The 17,292-nt window shown below is 61.0% G+C and carries 18 protein-coding genes; 17 read left to right on the top strand and 1 reads right to left on the bottom strand.

All coding sequences use genetic code 11. The annotated features are described in order from the left end of the window. Nucleotides 1-6: 6 nt before the first annotated feature. A complete protein-coding gene (locus G370_RS01000000120775; protein WP_233654032.1) occupies nucleotides 7-303 on the bottom strand; it encodes a hypothetical protein in 297 nt (98 codons plus the stop codon). Between the two features lie 129 nt (nucleotides 304-432). Here G370_RS01000000120775 and G370_RS0109005 point away from each other — a divergent pair, with 129 nt between their 5' ends. The 17 genes from G370_RS0109005 to G370_RS0108935 all read left to right on the top strand — a co-directional run bounded on the left by G370_RS0109005 (nucleotide 433) and on the right by G370_RS0108935 (nucleotide 17,277). Continuing rightward, nucleotides 433-690, top strand: a complete 258-nt coding sequence (locus tag G370_RS0109005; protein WP_019660298.1) for a hypothetical protein — start codon at nucleotides 433-435, stop codon at nucleotides 688-690. A 36-nt stretch (nucleotides 691-726) separates the two neighbouring features. Continuing rightward, nucleotides 727-2,406, top strand: coding sequence for a type IV secretory system conjugative DNA transfer family protein (locus tag G370_RS0109000; RefSeq protein WP_019660297.1), 1,680 nt, complete (start codon nucleotides 727-729; stop codon nucleotides 2,404-2,406). A gap of 424 nt (nucleotides 2,407-2,830) precedes the next feature. Further along, on the top strand, nucleotides 2,831-3,277 hold the full coding sequence (locus G370_RS0108995; RefSeq protein WP_021202791.1) for a hypothetical protein: 447 nt from the start codon (nucleotides 2,831-2,833) through the stop codon (nucleotides 3,275-3,277). A gap of 89 nt (nucleotides 3,278-3,366) precedes the next feature. Then, the gene (locus tag G370_RS0108990; RefSeq protein WP_019660295.1) at nucleotides 3,367-4,422 is read left to right on the top strand and encodes a VirB8 family type IV secretion system protein; all 1,056 of its coding nucleotides are present in this window, start codon (nucleotides 3,367-3,369) and stop codon (nucleotides 4,420-4,422) included. After that, entirely contained in the window at nucleotides 4,419-5,198 is a 780-nt protein-coding gene (locus tag G370_RS0108985) for a TrbG/VirB9 family P-type conjugative transfer protein (protein ID WP_019660294.1), read from the top strand. Before G370_RS0108990 ends, G370_RS0108985 begins: the two co-directional genes overlap by 4 nt. After that, nucleotides 5,195-6,466, top strand: coding sequence for a TrbI/VirB10 family protein (locus tag G370_RS0108980; protein WP_019660293.1), 1,272 nt, complete (start codon nucleotides 5,195-5,197; stop codon nucleotides 6,464-6,466). The genes G370_RS0108985 and G370_RS0108980 overlap by 4 nt, the downstream gene beginning before the upstream one ends. Nucleotides 6,467-6,480: 14 nt before the next feature. Next, complete coding sequence (gene virB11, locus G370_RS0108975; RefSeq protein ID WP_019660292.1) at nucleotides 6,481-7,524, top strand: P-type DNA transfer ATPase VirB11; 1,044 nt, start codon at nucleotides 6,481-6,483, stop codon at nucleotides 7,522-7,524. A 3-nt stretch (nucleotides 7,525-7,527) separates the two neighbouring features. Further along, the gene (locus G370_RS1000000122050) at nucleotides 7,528-8,511 is read left to right on the top strand and encodes a lytic transglycosylase domain-containing protein (protein ID WP_019660291.1); all 984 of its coding nucleotides are present in this window, start codon (nucleotides 7,528-7,530) and stop codon (nucleotides 8,509-8,511) included. A 73-nt stretch (nucleotides 8,512-8,584) separates the two neighbouring features. Beyond that, nucleotides 8,585-8,995 carry a TrbC/VirB2 family protein gene (locus G370_RS0108965; protein ID WP_019660290.1) on the top strand — a complete coding sequence of 137 codons (411 nt, stop codon included), beginning with the start codon at nucleotides 8,585-8,587 and terminating at the stop codon, nucleotides 8,993-8,995. Then, complete coding sequence (locus tag G370_RS0108960; protein ID WP_019660289.1) at nucleotides 8,988-9,296, top strand: VirB3 family type IV secretion system protein; 309 nt, start codon at nucleotides 8,988-8,990, stop codon at nucleotides 9,294-9,296. The genes G370_RS0108965 and G370_RS0108960 overlap by 8 nt, the downstream gene beginning before the upstream one ends. A gap of 81 nt (nucleotides 9,297-9,377) precedes the next feature. Further along, the gene (locus tag G370_RS0108955; RefSeq protein ID WP_019660288.1) at nucleotides 9,378-11,816 is read left to right on the top strand and encodes a VirB4 family type IV secretion/conjugal transfer ATPase; all 2,439 of its coding nucleotides are present in this window, start codon (nucleotides 9,378-9,380) and stop codon (nucleotides 11,814-11,816) included. 59 nt (nucleotides 11,817-11,875) lie between these two features. After that, nucleotides 11,876-12,673 (top strand): hypothetical protein, encoded by a 798-nt coding sequence (locus tag G370_RS01000000120770; protein WP_019660287.1) that lies wholly within the window; start codon nucleotides 11,876-11,878, stop codon nucleotides 12,671-12,673. Nucleotides 12,674-12,752: 79 nt separating this feature from the next. Further along, nucleotides 12,753-13,895, top strand: a complete 1,143-nt coding sequence (locus G370_RS0108945; protein ID WP_019660286.1) for a TrbL/VirB6 family protein — start codon at nucleotides 12,753-12,755, stop codon at nucleotides 13,893-13,895. A gap of 38 nt (nucleotides 13,896-13,933) precedes the next feature. Continuing rightward, the gene (locus tag G370_RS1000000121995) at nucleotides 13,934-14,485 is read left to right on the top strand and encodes a DUF4189 domain-containing protein (protein ID WP_080112520.1); all 552 of its coding nucleotides are present in this window, start codon (nucleotides 13,934-13,936) and stop codon (nucleotides 14,483-14,485) included. Between the two features lie 266 nt (nucleotides 14,486-14,751). Beyond that, nucleotides 14,752-15,321, top strand: coding sequence for a DUF4189 domain-containing protein (locus G370_RS1000000121315; protein ID WP_329842100.1), 570 nt, complete (start codon nucleotides 14,752-14,754; stop codon nucleotides 15,319-15,321). Between the two features lie 347 nt (nucleotides 15,322-15,668). Continuing rightward, nucleotides 15,669-16,199 (top strand): DUF4189 domain-containing protein, encoded by a 531-nt coding sequence (locus G370_RS1000000121310; RefSeq protein ID WP_080112519.1) that lies wholly within the window; start codon nucleotides 15,669-15,671, stop codon nucleotides 16,197-16,199. Between the two features lie 541 nt (nucleotides 16,200-16,740). Further along, nucleotides 16,741-17,277, top strand: a complete 537-nt coding sequence (locus G370_RS0108935) for a hypothetical protein (RefSeq protein ID WP_019660284.1) — start codon at nucleotides 16,741-16,743, stop codon at nucleotides 17,275-17,277. The last annotated feature ends 15 nt before the right edge of the window (nucleotides 17,278-17,292 follow it).

The following is a 17,292-nucleotide window of genomic DNA, read 5'->3' as shown; positions in this document are numbered from 1 at the left end:
TCACCTTCAGTGCCAGCGGTGGGCGGCAATGCGCGCGTAGTAGCTGTCCGCGTCGGGGGCCGCGGCGCGCTTGAGCAGGTGCACCGCCTCGCGCAGCGGGGCGGGGAATGCCTCGATGCGTGCGGCAAACGCCGGGCAGTCCTCGGCCACATCATGCAGCCACTCCACCACTTCGGCGTCATCGTCGCCGCGCACCGCAGCCGCCACCCGTGCCACATGGCCGATGTAAGGCTGGCCGGCCTTGTCCATCTGGCCGGCGTGCGCCTCGGTGGCCAGGGTGCGGGCAAGTGCTACCCAGTCCATATCGGTCTCGTTGGATATCGGCGCACAGTTTCGCGCAAAAGCAGGAGCGGTTGTCGATGCGGCGATGACACTGCGATGGGCATGATGGCTGGGCAGGGGCGCGGCGTCGCCCCGAGGAGGAGGAGTTCGATGCAGGAATTCAGGCATGTGCTGGAAACCCGTGGCCGCTACCAGCTGGTAGCGGTGTCCCACGAGCCGGTGTACGCTCCGGGCGATGTGGTCGGCCATGCGGTCGTCGCCGACGATGGGGATCGTCTGACCGACCTGGTATCGCTGGCCGAAGCGCGCCAGTTGCTGTTGCAACGGGTGCGTGAAGAGGGCGAAGAGCCCGGGCTGGAGAACGAAAATCACCTGCGGAAAAAGGCGTCGCGCTGGCGCCGCCGCTAGGCCGTCGCGCCCTCGTGCGCATCATGGAGGATTCGGGTGTTGCCCAGTAAGAAGTATCTGCTCATCGCCATCATCACGCTGGCGACCCTGCTGCTTGGTTTCGTGTTTTCCGGCTACCTGACGCTGCTGTTCCTGGGCCTGGATACCAAGCTGTTCACCTGGAACACCTACTACCAGTACTTCAACGCGCTGGACCAGCCACAGGTCGCGCCCTTCGTTGGCAAGATCCGATGGGCCGGCTACGTGGGCTTCGGCCTGCCGCTGCTGGTATTGGTGGTGACCGGCCTGGTGCTGCTGCTGAAGAAGGACAAGCGCTCGCTGCACGGCGATGCACGCTTTGCCACCGGCGCCGACCTGGCCAGGCATGGCATGTTCAAGAAGACTGGCCAGAGCATCGTGGTCGGCAGCCATGGTGGCAAGCTGGTGCGCCTGGATGGCCAGCAGTTCGTCATCCTGGCCGCGCCCACCCGCTCGGGCAAAGGCGTGGGCGTGGTCATCCCGAACCTGCTGGAGTACGGCGAATCGCTGGTGGTGCTGGACATCAAGCAGGAAAACTTCGACCTGACCAGCGGCTGGCGCGCCAGCCAGGGTCAGGAAATCTACCTGTTCAATCCTTTCGCCGAGGACCGGCGAACGCATCGCTGGAATCCGCTCAGCTACGTCTCCGACGATCCGGCGTTCCGCGTCTCGGACCTGATGAGCATCGCTGCGATGCTGTATCCGGATGGGGCCGAGGACCAGAAGTTCTGGGTCAGCCAGGCGCGCAACGCGTTCATGGCCTTCACCCTGTACCTGTTCGAGAACTGGGACGACGAGCGCAGCAGCGGTTTCCCGGGGGGCGCCGGCACGCCCACGCTCGGCGCGGTGTATCGGTTGTCCTCCGGCGACGGGACCGACCTGAAGAAGTACCTCAAGACCCTGTCGGAGCGGCCGTTCCTCAGTGCCAACGCACGTTCGGCCTTCGCCAACATGCTGTCGCAGGCGGACGAGACCTTCGCCTCGATCCTGGGCACCTTCAAGGAGCCGCTGAACCCCTGGATCAACCCGGTGCTGGACAAGGCCACCAGCAGCAACGATTTCCTGCTGACCGACGTCCGCAAGAAGAAGATGACCATCTACATCGGCATCCAGCCGAACAAGCTGGCCGAGAGCCGGCTGATCATCAACCTGTTCTTCAGCCAGCTGATCAACCTCAATACCAAGGAACTGCCCAGGTCCAACCCGGACCTGAAGTACCAGTGCCTGCTGCTGATGGACGAATTCACCTCGATCGGCAAAGTCGAGATCATCGCCTCGGCGGTGTCCTACATGGCTGGCTACAACATCCGCCTGCTGCCGATCATCCAGAGCATGGCCCAGCTCGATGCCACATACGGCCGCGAAGTCTCGCGCACGATCATCACCAACCATGCCCTGCAGATCCTGTACGCGCCGCGTGAGCAGCAGGATGCCAACGACTATTCGGACATGCTGGGCTACACCACGGTGCGCAAGAAGAACGTCACGCATGCCAGAGAGAAGACCCACAACTTCACCGAAGAGCGGCGTGCACTGATGCTGCCGCAGGAGCTGAAGGCGATGGGGCCCGACAAGGAAGTGTTCCTCTACGAAGGCATACCGCATCCGGTGAAATGCGACAAGATCCGCTATTACAAGGATCGCTATTTCACGTCCAGACTGCTGCCGAAGGTCGATGTTCCGATGCTTAACGTCTAATTCACGACGCTAAATTTGTGACTTGGATTCATATTCACTGAAGTGAAAACGTGAGGTAAGTCAAGAATTCGGCATCTGTTCATAGATTTTCAGACTTGTCTGACATGGAATTGACGCGTGGTTGTGCGACCCTATGTCTGTCGTCCAGAAATGTGTGCTGGATGTCAAAGATGTGGCAGTAGGGTGGCCAGGAGTTTGTGCCATGGAAACAAGGATGGTTTCGACGTTGGTGATGTATGCGGGTGGGTTGTCGGCTATGTCCGGCGGCCCCGCAACTTGGTTGGCAGCCGTTGGCTGCAGGGGAGCCGGAGTGGGTGTGCCGCACGCAGCGCATCCCTCTGATTCCGGCGTGCGCGATGCAGCGCCGGACGACCAGGGGACCAATGCTCGGGACTGCTTTTTCGTACGTCAAAGTGAAGCCCGTATGAATCAGGCGTTTATCGCGAAAATGTCCATCGCCGCAGTGGCGGCGTTGATGGTGGCCGGTTGCGCCACCAAGTCCGCTCCCGATTTCGGAGGCCGCTGGAAGCCGGTCAACCGCTTTGCTGCGACAACGACCGAAATTCCGCTGTACTCCAGCTACGTCTACCAGGCCTCGCCGATGGATGGCACGCTCAAAGCCATGCTCGAGCGCTGGGCCAAGGATTCCGGGCGCACGCTGGACTACCGCCTCAGCTCGGATTTCACCCTGTATGGCGCGGTCTCGAAGATCGATACGACCAACGCGCAGCAGGCCGTGATCGATCTGACATCGGCCTATTCGGCGCAGGGTATCTCGGTCTCCATCGTTGGCAACCAGATCGTTGTGCAGAGCGCTGGCTCGACGCCGACCGCGTCGGCGCAGGGCGCTGATTCCAACAGCGGCACCTGAGTCCACCTCGAAATCATCGAACGTGCCGCTCCCCGCGCCTGTCGCAGGGGTGCCACGCCCATTGATGTTTCAGCAGTACGGAAGAATCCATGTTCCGCAAGAAGGATCCCGGCAATAGCCCCAAGGTCGAGCAGTCGGTCGCCAAGGCGGTCAGCTACGAGATCACCGTGGCCGACATGGCACGCCGCAGCGAGCGGCGTGCATGGTGGGTCGCCACAGGCTCATTGCTGATGTCGCTCGCACTGGCGGGCGGCTACTACTACATGCTGCCGCTGAAGGAAAAGGTGCCGTTCCTGGTGATGGCCGATGCCTACACGGGTACGGCGACCGTCGCGCGGTTGAGTGGCACCTTCCAGGGCGAGACGATCACCACCAACGAAGCGATCAATCGCAGCAACGTCGCCCAGTACGTGCTCGCGCGCGAATCGTATGACTCGGCGGTGATGGGCCTGCGTGACTGGGAACTGGTGTTCGTGATGTCCACCGATCCGGTGGCGCAGTCCATGCGTGTCCGCTATGCCGGCAACAATCCGCAGAACCCGTTCGTGATGTACGGTCGCGAGCGCGCCATCCGGGTCAAGATCCTCAGCATCACGCCATTGGGTGCCGAGCCGAACGGCAGCTTCCGCGGCGCTTCGGTGCGCATCCAGCGCAGCCTGCTGGACAAGCGCACCGGCGTCTCTACCTACCTGGACAACCAGCTGGTGACGATGCGCTTCGAGTACAACCAGAACCTGGCGTTGTCCGAACAGGATCGCATCCTCAATCCGCTGGCCTTCCAGGTCACCGAGTACCGCGTCGACAACGACTATTCGCGTGGCGTGCCGGTGCCGGATGACGGTGCCATGCAGGCGCAGGCGCAGCAGGCCGCACAGGCGGCGCAGCAGGCACAGGGTGTCTACGATCCCAACAATCCGGCCGCAGCCACCATGATCGACCCGGCCACCGGCCAGCCGGTCGCGGTGCCAGCCAACGGCCAGGTACCGGGCCAGGCAATGCCGGGACAGCCTGTACAGGGCCAACCGATGCCGGGTCAGCCGGTGCAGGGGCAAGCAATGCCGGGGCAGGCCATGCCCGGACAGCCGGCCATGAGGCCGGCGCAGAACAATTCCACCGGAACTGCTGATGGAGCAAGCAACCGATGAGTAGTCGAAATATCAGGGGAAGCGCGCTGGCGCTGCTGTCGATGTTGTCGTTGCTGTTCCCGGCAGCGGCGATGGCGCAGGCGGTTGACCACTACGAGTACGAGAAGGACCGCATCTATCCGGTTCGCACCGGCCTGGGCCTGACCACCCAGATCGAGTTGAGCCCGAACGAGAAGATCCTCGACTACAGCACCGGCTTCAGCAGCGGCTGGGAACTGACCCGTCGCGAGAACGTGTTCTACCTCAAGCCGAAGAACGTCGACGTCGACACCAACATGATGGTGCGCACCGAGACCCATTCCTACATCTTCGAACTGAAGGTGGTGGCCACCGACTGGCGCCAGCTGGAGCAGGCCCGTCGTGCAGGCGTGCAGTACAAGATCGCCTTCGTCTATCCCAACGACACCGTGTTCGGTGTCGCCCAGGAAGCGGTCGAGGAAGAGGCCAAACCGCTGTTGAGCTCGGAACTGGCCAAGGACCGCCAGTACAACTTCAACTACTCCTATTCGACCAGCAAGGCGAAGAAGATGGGGTGGCTGATCCCGGTCAACGCCTATGACGATGGCCGTTTCACCTATCTGAAACTGCCGAACTCGCCGGAGTACAAGACCGGCATCTTCCCGGCCGTGTTTGGTCGCGAAACGGAATACGGTGAAGACTTCGTGGTCAACACCACGGTTGAAGGCAATACGCTGATCGTGCACGGGACCTACCCGTACCTGGTCATCCGCCACGGCGACTTCGTCGTCGGCCTGCGAAGGAACGTGAAGAAATGAGCCAGCAGAACACTCCCGGAAACGACCCGAACAATGGACGCGACGAGAGCCAGAGCCCGTACGGCGCACAGGGTGCCGCGGACGCGCCGTCGAATCCCTACTTCGGCACGGCCCAGGCCGAGCCGGCGCCGGATCTGGACGCGGCCGCGCCGCAGCTGCGCTCGGCCGAAGAGCAGCGGCTGAACCGGAAGGCGCTGCTGTTCCTCGGTGGCATCGTGTTGCTGTTGGTGGCCATGGGCTTCCTGCTGTTCCGCAAGGGCCAGGATGACAAGGACGCTGCACAGAAGGTGCCGGAAGTCGCGCGTGTGTCCACGCCGACGCTGCCGGACGCTGTGCAGACGGATCCGGTTCCGTCTCAGGCGATGCAGCCCGTTGACCCGATTCCGATGCTGCCGCCGCCGCCGTCCGGGCCTACTCGCGCAGAACCGGCCTTCAGCATGAGCGAGCGCGAAGCCCCGCGGGGTCCGACGCTCGCCGAGCGCCGGATGGGAGCGTCGGGGAACGGCTTCGTTGGTGCTGGCGACAGCGCGGGCGGTGATGGGCAGGGGGGCCAGGAAGACGAGCTGACCCGTACCCTTCGCCTCCAGGCCCAGATGATGGGTGGACAGCAGAATGCAGCGCCGGCCCGGGTTCGTCGCGGCCCCGATGTTGATGACGTGTCCAATGCCAGCTACATCCGCAGTCCCGATGCGCTGCTGGTGCGGGGTACCTACCTGCGTTGCGTGCTGGAAACCCGCATCATCACCGATATCGCGGGCTACACTTCGTGCCTGCTGACCGAACCGGTGTACTCGATCAACGGCCGCAATCTTCTACTGCCGAAGGGCTCCAAGATCTATGGCGCCTATGGCGGCGGTCCCACCGGCAAGCGGGTGGAAGTGATCTGGGATCGCATCACTACGCCGAATGGTATCGACGTGGCCATGTCCAGTCCGGGCGTGGATCAGCTGGGCGGCGCCGGGCATCCGGGCCAGTACAGCGCGCACTGGGGCAGCCGTATCGCCTCGGCGCTGATGATCAGTCTGCTGGCGGATGCGTTCAAGTACGCCGCTGCAGAGCATGGCCCGGAAACCACTACCGTGGCGAATAACGGCATGACCATCCAGTCGCCCTATGAGAGCGCCACCGCACGCACCATGGAGCGCTTGGCCAATGAATCGCTGAGCCAGCGTCGTCCGCCGACCGTCACCATCAACCAGGGCACGATCGTGAACGTCTACGTTGCAAAGGACGTTGACTTCACCAACGTGCTGAACCCCCGCCGGTAACCCAACGAACGATCATGGACGCCGAAGTGTCCCCCCTCGCCCTCGTCTCCAGCGATTTCCTGCGCTATCAGTACGAAGTGCTGGGCATCGCCGAGTACATGACTTCTCCGGAAGTGACGGAAATCTGCATCAACCGTCCCGGCGAGCTGTACCTGGAAACCCGGGCGGGGTGGCAGCGGGTGGAGGTGCCGAGCCTGACGTTCGAGCGGGCCCGGCAGTTCTGCACGGCAGTGGTGAACGAGAGCAACACCGGCCAGCGCATCACCGATGCCGATCCGGTGGTGTCGCTCACGTTCCCCACCGGCCAGCGTGCGCAGTTCGTGATTCCGCCGGCCTGTGACGCGGGGAAGGTGTCGATCACCATCCGTTTGCCTTCCAAGCACACCAAGTCGCTCACGCAGTATCACGAAGACGGCTTCTTCAACCAGATTCTGGAAAGCGATGGCAGCATCAGCGAGCAGGATCGCGAGCTGCTGGAGCTGCGTCATTCGCGAGAGTACGCCGAGTTCTTCCGGCGTGCGGTGATGTACCGCAAGAACATCGTGGTATCCGGCGCGACCGGCAGCGGCAAGACCACCTTCATGAAGGCGCTGGTCAACCATATTCCGGACAACGAGCGCCTGGTCACCATCGAGGACGCACGCGAGCTGTTTCTGACCCAGCCCAACGTGGTGCACCTGTTGTATTCCAAGGGCGGGCAGAGCACCAGCAATGTGACGGCCAAGAGCTGCATGGAAGCCTGCCTGCGCATGAAGCCCGAACGCATCATCCTGGCCGAGCTGCGCGGTGACGAAGCGTTCTACTTCATCCGCAACTGCGCGTCCGGCCACCCGGGCTCGATCACCAGCTGCCATGCCGGCAGCCCGGAGCAGACCTGGGACCAGCTGGCGCTGATGGTGAAGGCTTCAGCCGAAGGTTCGGGCCTGGAGTTCAACGTGATCAAGCGGTTGTTGATGATGACCATCGACATCGTCGTGCATATCAAGGCGCATGCCGGCTCGCGCTACATCACCGGCATCGACTTCAATCCTGGGCGTGCCCAGGGGCAGGAGGGCTGACCAATGCTGCCAGGACTGGAAATGATGGCGTGCCCGGAAATGGCCGTCTCGATGGACGTGATGCAACACGTCATCAACGTGGAGTCGTCGCGCAACCCGTATGCCATCGGCGTGGTCGGCGGTGCACTGGTGCGTCAGCCCAAGGCGTTGGATGAAGCGCTGGCGACGGTGCGCATGCTGGAAGAGAAGGGCTACAACTTCTCGATCGGGTTGGCCCAGGTCAATCGCTACAACCTGGGCAAATACGGGCTGGATTCCTACGAGAAGGCCTTCCAGCAGTGCCCGAACCTGCAGGCCGGTTCGCGCATTCTCGCCGACTGCTACAAGCGCTCCGGTGGTGACTGGGGCAAGTCGTTCAGCTGTTACTACTCGGGCAATTTCGAGACCGGCTTCCGTCACGGCTACGTGCAGAAGATCTACGACTCGATCCGCCGCGGCCAGCAGGTCGCCAGCAATGGTGTCGCACCGATCGACGTGGTCAGTCGCGGTGAGCGCCGTGCAGTGAAGGTCGAGCATCATCCGCAGCTCGCTTCGCCGGCGCAGGCGCGCATCGTTGCACAGTCCAATGGCCCGGTGTACGTGCCGTCGGAAGATCCGGCACGCGCCTATGTCGTGTACCCGTCCACCGGTGCGATGGCGCGGGGCAGTCTGCTGAATCTCGCCGACCAGGCGCTGTCCAAGGTGGTGCTGGGTTCAGTGGACAGGATGATGCAGCCCCAGGCGCAGCCCAGCCAAGGGCCCGCCTATCCCCAGCAGCAGGCCGGTGGCATGCCGCAGCAGCTGCCTCAGCAGGGTGCTGCGCAGGCGATGGCCATGCCGCAGCAGTTGCCGGGCGCTGCCGGTGCCAGCAATGAGGGGCCCGTGATGCTGCGGCCCTGGAGCGAGCGCAACCAGCCTGTGGCGGGTGCCGAGAATTCGTACAACGCACCGGTGCAGGCCGCACCGGTGCAGCAGATTCCCGCAGGGGATGCGGCCTTCGTGTTCTGACGAAGTCGTGGTGCGGCCAGTCCCCCGGCTGGCCGATTCAGTTGTGTTAGTCCATCAACAAGGAAATCAATCCATGAAGCGATCCAATCTCGACCTCGTCCAGGCCCAGCGCACGCTGAAGACCCTGCTGATGGCCACGATCTTCGTCGGCGCCATGTTCGCCCCGCAGGTCTTCGCCAACGGTGCCGTCGATTTCGGCGGCACCGACAAGAAGGTGTGCGGCTTCTTCAACAACATCAACGGCCTGCTGAACATCGCCTCGATCGCCGTGGTCACCATCGCGGTGATCTTCGCCGGTTATCAGATCGCCTTCGCGCACAAGCGCATCGCCGACGTTGCACCGATCCTGATCGGCGGCGTGCTGATCGGCGCTGCGGGCCAGATCGCGCGCATGCTGCTGGGTGACGGCAGCGACGGCAAGTGCGGTGGCGGCAGCAGCACCTACTACCTGATCAACAACGCGATCCAGTACTACAGTGCATAAGAACGTCGTGTTCCGCGGCTGCACGCGCCCAGCAATGTTCCTGGGCGTGCCCTACCTGCCATTCTTCATGGTGGCAGGCGGGTTGCTGCTGCTCAGCATGTACACGAACTTCTGGTTCCTGCTCACCATTCCGGTGGCGGTCTTCATCATGCGGCAGATGGCCAAGCGTGACGAAATGATCTTCCGCCTGTTGGGCCTGCGCCTGATGTTCAAGCTGAAAGTCCGCAACGTGCAGGAACACGATGGCATGTGGGTGTTCAACCCCAACCATTACCGCGACAAGCCGGCCCGAATGGATTGAGGTCCGGATCCGGCCTGGCGGGCGTCCGCGCCCGTCGGGTCTTTTGTAACTCCTTGGCACTACCTCTTTGGAAGCAGTCGTATGTTCAGCCCTGACACCTCCATCAGTGAGTTCATTCCATTGTCGTCGCACGTCGCCCCGAACGTGGTCAAGACCACGGGCGGCGATTACCTGCTGACCTGGCATCTGGAAGGGCTGCCGTTCGTCGGCCGTGAGGAGTGGGAGCTTGAGCATCGCCACAACACGTTCAACCGCCTGCTGCAGACGCTGCGTGCACCCGACTTCGTGAACGTGGCGTTCTGGGTGCATGACATCCGTCGTCGCCGGACCCTGAAGGGCAAGAGCAACTACAAGCAGCGCTTCAACCAGGATGTGTCCGATCAGTACATGGGCATGTTGTCCTCACAGCGCATCATGCAGAACGAGCTGTACCTGACCATGATCTACCGCCCCGTGGTGGCGGGTAAGCGTTTCGTCGAGAAGTCGGCGAACGTGGACAAGCTGCGCGCCGAGCAGGAGCAGGCAGTAGAAAAGTTGATGGAGCTGGCCGGCAACGTCGAGGCCGTCATCCGCGACTATGCGCCGTACCGCCTGGGAATGTACGAGGCAAAGAACGGCGTGGTGTTCTCTGAAACGCTGGAGCTGTTCGGCTACCTGATCAATCGCATCGACGAGCCGGTGCCGGTGCTGTCGGCACCGATCAAGGACTACCTGCCAGTGAGCCGGCACATGTTTTCGGCCAAGACCGGTGACTTCGTCATCAACACCCCCAACGGTGCCAACCACTTCGGCGCCATCCTGAACATCAAGGAATATGCTGAGGGAACGTACCCGGGCATCCTCAACGGCCTGAAGTACCTGGACTACGAGTACGTCATCACCCATTCGTTCAGCCCGATGGGGCGCCAGGACGCGCTCAAGGTGCTCGACCGCACCAAGGGCATGATGATCTCCTCCGGCGACAAGGCGGTCAGCCAGATCGTCGAGCTGGACCAGGCGATGGATCAGCTCTCGTCGGGCAATTTCGTGCTGGGCGAATATCACTTCATCATGGCGGTCTACGGCGACAGCCAGGCCAAGCTGTCACAGAACGTGGCCACGACGCGCGCCGAGCTGTCCAATGCCGGTTTTGTGTCGACCAAGGAAGATCTGGCGGTTACCTCGTCTTTCTACTCGCAGCTGCCGGCCAACTGGCGCTACCGCACCCGCCTGGCCAATGTCAGCTCGCTGAACTTCCTGGGCCTGTCGCCACTGCACAACTTCGCGACCGGCAAGCAGCACAACAACCCGTGGGGCGACTGCGTCACCACGCTGCAGACCACCAACGGCCAGCCGTACTACTTCAATTTCCACGCGACCCATCCGTCAGAGAACTCGTTGGGCGAGAAGGCGATCGCCAACACCATGGTGATTGGTAAGTCCGGTACCGGTAAGACCGCACTGATCAACTTCCTGCTCAGCCAGGTGCAGAAGTATGAGCCGTCACCGACCATCTTCTTCTTCGACAAGGATCGGGGTGCGGAGATCTTCGTGCGCGCCTGCGGTGGTAACTATCTGGCCTTGGAGAACGGCGCGCCGACCGGGTTCAACCCGTTCCAGTGCGAGAACAATGAAGCCAACGTGCAGTTCCTGGCCGACTTGATCAAGGTGCTGGCCGGTAAGCGTGAGTACAGTGCGCGCGAGGAGGAGGACATCTACCGCGCAGTGGAAAGCATGCTCGATACGCCCATGCACCTGCGCAGCATGACCAACTTCCAGAAGAGCCTGCCCAACATGGGCGACGATGGGCTCTATGCGCGCATGCGCCGCTGGACCTCGGGCAACTCGCTGGGCTGGGTGTTCGACAATCCGGTCGACACCGTTGACCTGAGCAGGGCCAACATCATCGGCTTCGACTACACCGATATCATCGACAATCCCGAAGTGCGCGTGCCGGTCATCAATTACCTGCTGCACCGCCTGGAGTCGCTGATCGATGGTCGTCCGCTGATCTACGTGATGGACGAATTCTGGAAGATCCTGGACGGCGAGGGTGGCCTGAAGGAATTCGCGAAGAACAAGCAGAAGACCATCCGTAAGCAGAACGGTCTGGGCATATTCGCAACTCAGAGCCCGGAAGATGCGCTGAAGAGCGACATCTCGGCTGCACTGATCGAACAGACCGCCACGCTGATCCTGCTGCCGAACCCGAATGCCAGCAAGAGCGATTACATGGACGGCCTGAAGCTGACCGAGGCCGAGTTCAGGGTAGTTACCGCCCTGGACGAGCGCTCACGCTGCTTCCTGGTCAAGCAGGGCCATGCGTCCAGCGTCTGCCAGCTCAACCTGCGTGGCATGGACGACATCCTCTCGGTGATCTCGGCCTCGACCGACAACATCGACATCATGCATCGGGTGTTGCAGACCGCTGCAGTCCGCAATCGGATCACCGTGGACGAGCTCACGCCGGAACAGTGGTTGGAAGATTTCTACAAGAACCGGAAGGGTTCGGGGAAGGAACCCCGTTCCGACGCTGCTTGATGGCAGCGCAAGCAGGAGACAGGCAAGTGGATGTCAATCTGAACAACAGGAGTTTTGCCATGAACATCGTCAAGCGTCGGGCCAGCGCCCGCAAGGTACTCAAGCCGGTGGCCAAGGTGCTGGGTGTTGCCTTGGCGCTGTCTGCCACCAACGCTGGGGCATTTGGTCCGGTGCAGGAAACCGGTCCAGCGCTGATGCAGCACATCTGGAACCAGTTCAATACCCTGCAGTCCAAGGTGCAGGAGAAGACCCAGTTCGTCAGAGAAAATACACAGTGGCTTCAGGACTGGAACCAGACCATCAAGGAGTATGGCGAGATGCTGGTTCAGGTGCAGGGTATCGTCAACAACTTCGGTCTTCCTTCCGCTGCACAGCTGACGCCCGTTTCGCCCAAGTACCTGGTCGCTGAAACCTGTGGCACGGGCGCAGATTTGAAAGACATGCTGCCCAACATCATTTTCAATTCAAAGGGCGACTGGAAGAGCCAGCAGACGCAGATCTGCGTGAACATCCGCATGATGCAGAATCGCAAATACAACGATGCGGTTTACTTCATGCAGACGACCGGGCCTGCGTTCCTGAAGAGCATGGATGACATCGCGCAGTTGCGTTTTGGTAGCAATCGGCTCGGTGACATGAACGCAGTGGCGAACGACTCGATGCGTACTGCGAACGAAATGAACGCAACGATCAAGAACTTTGAAGCCCGGATCAAGGCATACGACGCCTACATCGATGTGATGGAGGCCAATCAGAAGGTCGTGGCCCAGTCTGCGCTCAAGGGCGATCCAACCAAGACCGTCATCAGTGACCTGGTCAAGACAGCAGCGCTGAAGACGGCGTTGTCCATCGACTGATGCGTGGAATGAAGCACCTGAGGTTCGAGTCCCTACGGGGCGCCTCAAGCGATAGCGGTATCACCAAGGGAATGTGGGTATGACGATCAGGTCGATTGCCAACTTTGATTTTTCGGGCGGATTCCAGGATTTGATGGGGCACGTGGCGCGCGTCCAGTCGGTCGGCGACTTCGTTTTCTTCAAGCTCATCCTGGACTATCTGCGGGAGCGAATCGGCAAGTTCGGCTTCGACGTCATGGACAACATGATGGCGTGGGTGGGCGGAATGGCGCTGACCCTCATGACCTTGTGGGTCCTCATTCAGGGCTATCGTATCGTCACCGGACGCAGCCGCGATTCGATGATGATCTTGGTGACCAACATGGCGCGCGCCGCACTTATCGTGGCTGTAGCGACAAGCATGGGCATGTTTGGCCGGGATCTTCATGAATTCCTGACCGAGGACGTGAAGGGTCTCATCACCCATGTCGTTACCGGGAAGGATCAGAAGCCCGAGGAGCAGATCGACAAGAGCTTGGCCTGGATGCAGGTTGCGCTGTCCAGTGTGGATGGAATCAAGATCCTGAATGACCCGGGGCTGCAGGAAGACAAGACACGAGCCATGTGGTTCATCGGCTTGGGTACGGGCGGCCCGGCTGTGACTGCTGGCTCGATGCTGTTGCTCTATGAGGTCGCGATGGCGTTGTTCATCGGTTTCGGCCCACTGTTCATCCTCTGTCTGTTGTTCGATCAGACCAAACAATTGTTCCAGCGATGGCTCTTCTACGGAATCGGGACCATGTTCTCGATGGCGGTGCTGTCGGCAATGGTGTCCATTGCATTGGATATGGTGATCCGCGTGTCTTCCTCGTTCTGGGCGACGGCGCTGGTGAACAGGTTCCTGCTTGACGGGGCTTCCAGCGACGGTATGACCAGTCAGGCGATGCAGCAGGGCGGCATGGGCCTGATTCTGACGACCTTGATTCTGACTGCGCCCCCAATGGCGGCCATGTTCTTCCAGGGCACCTTGGGCAGCTTCATGGCATATTCGCAGATAGGTGGCAGCCCGGTGGCACAGGCGCCGGGACCGAGCGGACAGCCGCCGGGTAGTTACAAGCCGGCAGCTCCAACCAATTCAGAGGAATCCGTGAGTAGCCAGAGCCTTACGATCCCGAAAATCGCGCCGGGTACTAGCAACTCGGTACATACGCCGGGGTCGCTTGGTAACGCCGCAGTTCGGTGAGCTATGTCACGGCAGTTGCTGAATGGGTAGGGTAGTGGATGCAAGAGGTGAAAACGATGAAGCTGCTTTCTTTGCTCCTTTTCTTTGGGGTGCTGCTGGCTCCTGTGTCCGCACTTGCCGAAGGCGGTAGTTGTCCGCCAGGGTTCTACCCGATAGGAGGGCAAGGGGCCAGAGGCTGTGCTCCGATTCCTGGTGGCGACAGCGGTGGCTCGGATCAGCTGCCGCTACTTCCTCCAACGCCGACGGGGGAATGGTTAAGTACGTGGGGAGCAATCGCTGCGTCCGAAGCTACTTCTGAGGTAGGAATGGCCTCCGGAATGAATTCCGCAGAAGCCGCCGCTGCCGAGGCTGTGAGGCGCTGTGGTGGTGGAGGAGCCACGGACTGCAAGGTTACTGTCTCTTACTCAAATCAGTGCGTCGCGTGGTTGATTCCTTCTTCAGGTGGCTCGGGGGCTAAATCCGCAGTTGGTAAGGCTCCAAAGAAAAGGCAAGCGATCTCCTTGGCGGGTAAAGGTTGCGTAGATCCCAGTGGAAAGAAGTGCAGGGTCTTTTACGCAGACTGTTCTGAACCTGTTTTCCGTAAGTTCTAGCGATGCAAGTTCGTCGATTCTCTTAAGTCGATTGATTGGTTGCGTCGGAGTCGCCTGGAGCTTGAAGGTGCATCCAGGGCTTGCGTAAAAGGGCCGGAAATTCAGAGAGTTGGCTTGATGTTGATGCGTTGATTTAGATTCTTGCGCATTGTCAATCGTGGCCACTCTTTCGTAGTTTCCTGCGTTCTGCGGATTGGCGGAGCACGGGTGACTGTACCGGCTGCGAATGGCTAGCTGATAGTGGATTCTTCGGGATTTGGCTCTGGATGACAGGTGAAAAGCTTTCCTTCGGATGTTGGGGGATTTCGAACGTCATCAGGGGTTCGAAGGTCATGTATAGGTTCGCGGCGAGTCTAGCGGTAGTTCTAGCACTTACGTCCGACCTGGCTTGGGCGGAAGGAAGGTGTCCTCCAGGCCAGTATCCGATTGGCGGGCGGGGTGCCGGCGGATGTGCGCCGATTCCTGCTGGTGGATCAGGAGCGGAAAGCCCGCGTCCAACGGGACGGTGGATCAAGACTTGGGGAGCATTTGCCGCCGCGCCTTCCGGAATCGCAGGAGCGGCAAGTGGGTGGAGGAAGAAGGCGGATGCGGGAAGCGCGGCGGTGAGATCCTGCTCTGATGCAGGCGGTCGGGATTGCCGAGTGAAGTTCACCTATAAGAATCAATGCGCGACGGCGGCTGTCTCGAATGCGGGAACCGGGGGGACTTTCTACTCTGCTGCAGCCACAAAGGAGGAGGCGGAAGGCCTATCCTTGGCGCAATGTCGTGCTGCGTCCAAAGAGACATGTGAAGTTGTCATGTCCAATTGCACCGAGCCGGAGTTTGAGAAGTTTTGAGTAATTGCCCGCATTTTTCTCGTGATGCGGCGATAGAATGGCCCGCCGTTGAGCGGGCTGTTTTTTTTGCGCCCATCAACTAAGAAGAACTCTACTCTTGATGTTGGGAGATTCTCGGTATGATCAGGCGTTCAGCAGCGACAAATTTGGCCCCAGCAATTGACGTGGCGGGTGCTGCGCTCACATCTGAGTAGGTCCGGGCAGCAGTAGCGCGACATGGGCTCGATCCTAGCGAACACTATCTGACTGTCGCCAATGGCGGCCATGTTCGTCTAGGGCGCCTTGGGCAGCTTCATGGCATATTTGCAGATGGGTAGCAGTGCAGTCGAATACAGGCAGGAGGCGCGATGTCTTGGAGGTTTACGCTTCTACGTAGTTGGCGGGTGATCCTGGGCCTTTTGTTGGCCGCAGTCTTCCAGTCGGCAGCGTTCGCGGAGGGCGGGTGCCCTCCGGGGCAGTATCCTATTGGCGGGCAAGGTGTCCAAGGATGCGCTCCGATCCCTGGGGCGGGTGACGGCTCGCTCAAGACGCCGCAACCCGAAGGGAAGTGGATCGAAACGTGGGGCGCGATCTCTGTTTCTCCTGAGGGCGCGTCCGGAGTGTCTATCGGGAAGCGTAGTAAGTCTGAGGCAGAGGCAGAGGCTGTGATGCAATGCCGGCACTCAGGTGGTCGTGCCTGTCGAACTTCTTTTTCCTACGAGAATCAGTGCGTTGCTGCGGTGGTCCCCAGTTCGGGTTCCGGCGGCACCAGCTTTGGTGGAAAGGCGACTGTCGATGAAGCAATTCAATTGGCAACTCGTCTTTGTATAAGGGATGGGGGGCAGGGATGCCACGTCGTGTACACCGCGTGCTCAGCTCCTGAGTATGTGCGGAAGTGAAGCGAGGATAGCGCCGGGCTAGCGCCCCGGTTGTTTCGTTGGACCGGCCGTAGTGTTTTCAATTTTTTGGAAATTCTCATTGCGAATGACGGATCCCGAGCGCCGCAATGGTGCTTGTATTCGGGTGGGTTCGTTCACCTGATCCGTGTTCGCTGCACCCGTTCCGCTTGCGTCTGCACGAGTGTTAAGTGCCTGATCAGCGCTGCCGTCATCTCCAAGTAGGCATCCATTCACGTTAACCGCACTCATTCTGTGATCAAGTGCGCTTTTCATCCCAAGCCCCCTTCGACGAGCGCTGCCTCCTCGAAGTAAGCTGCGTGCGCGTCAAAATCCCGACGCGCCGGTGCCATCGAACGCAGGAGCTTTTCCGTCCATGAGGACTGTGTCCCCCCGCGGTGCGGGTGACGCTTGCCACCATCGCGGTTGCCGTGGGCTCGGGGCTATCATCCGCCATGGCGGCCGCCGGGCACGTGCGGGGCATCGCCCCGTTTCCGGCCTCCGCTCGGGAACTGGCAAGACGGGATTGAAGGAGTTGCAGGGGATGGAGAAGGGGAGTGGCACGCACATGGACAATGCCCTGGCGTTCGTTCCGTCCGGCGCGAACCTGCTGGAAGCTGTACGCGGCGATCTGACCGGCAATGGTTTCCAGGACCAGCTCCTGGTGATCGACCAACCTCCTCCGGAGGGCTTGTTGCCCGGCGAGCACGGACCGAACCGGGTCCTGCTGTTGCTGCTGGGCGATGCCACGGGCCGCTGGCAGCTGGCGGCACGCAACGACAAGCTGGTGCCGTGCTCAACGCGCGGTGGCATGGCCGGTGACCCCTTCGCCTACGTGACGATTGAAGACGGCGCGTTCAGCGTGATCACCAACGGCGGCAGCCGCGAACGCTGGAGCAGCGTCTACACCTTCCGGTATGCACCTGCCGAGCAGGCGTGCTGGGTGCATGGCGTGCAGCGCAAGGTGGTGGACACCGAAACCGAAGCGACCCACACGCGCGATTTCTCCGCGGCCGAGCTTGGCCGGGTGCGATTCGAGGATTTCGACCCTTCCGTCGTCGCCGACGTGAGCTTGCCCTGAGTGCCATGCCGGTGA

The organism is Stenotrophomonas hibiscicola ATCC 19867 (assembly GCF_000382065.1).
GTDB classification, from domain to species: domain Bacteria; phylum Pseudomonadota; class Gammaproteobacteria; order Xanthomonadales; family Xanthomonadaceae; genus Stenotrophomonas; species Stenotrophomonas hibiscicola.
The sequence above is the reverse complement of the archived record's forward strand: the minus strand, read 5'-3'. Positions and strand labels throughout refer to the sequence as shown.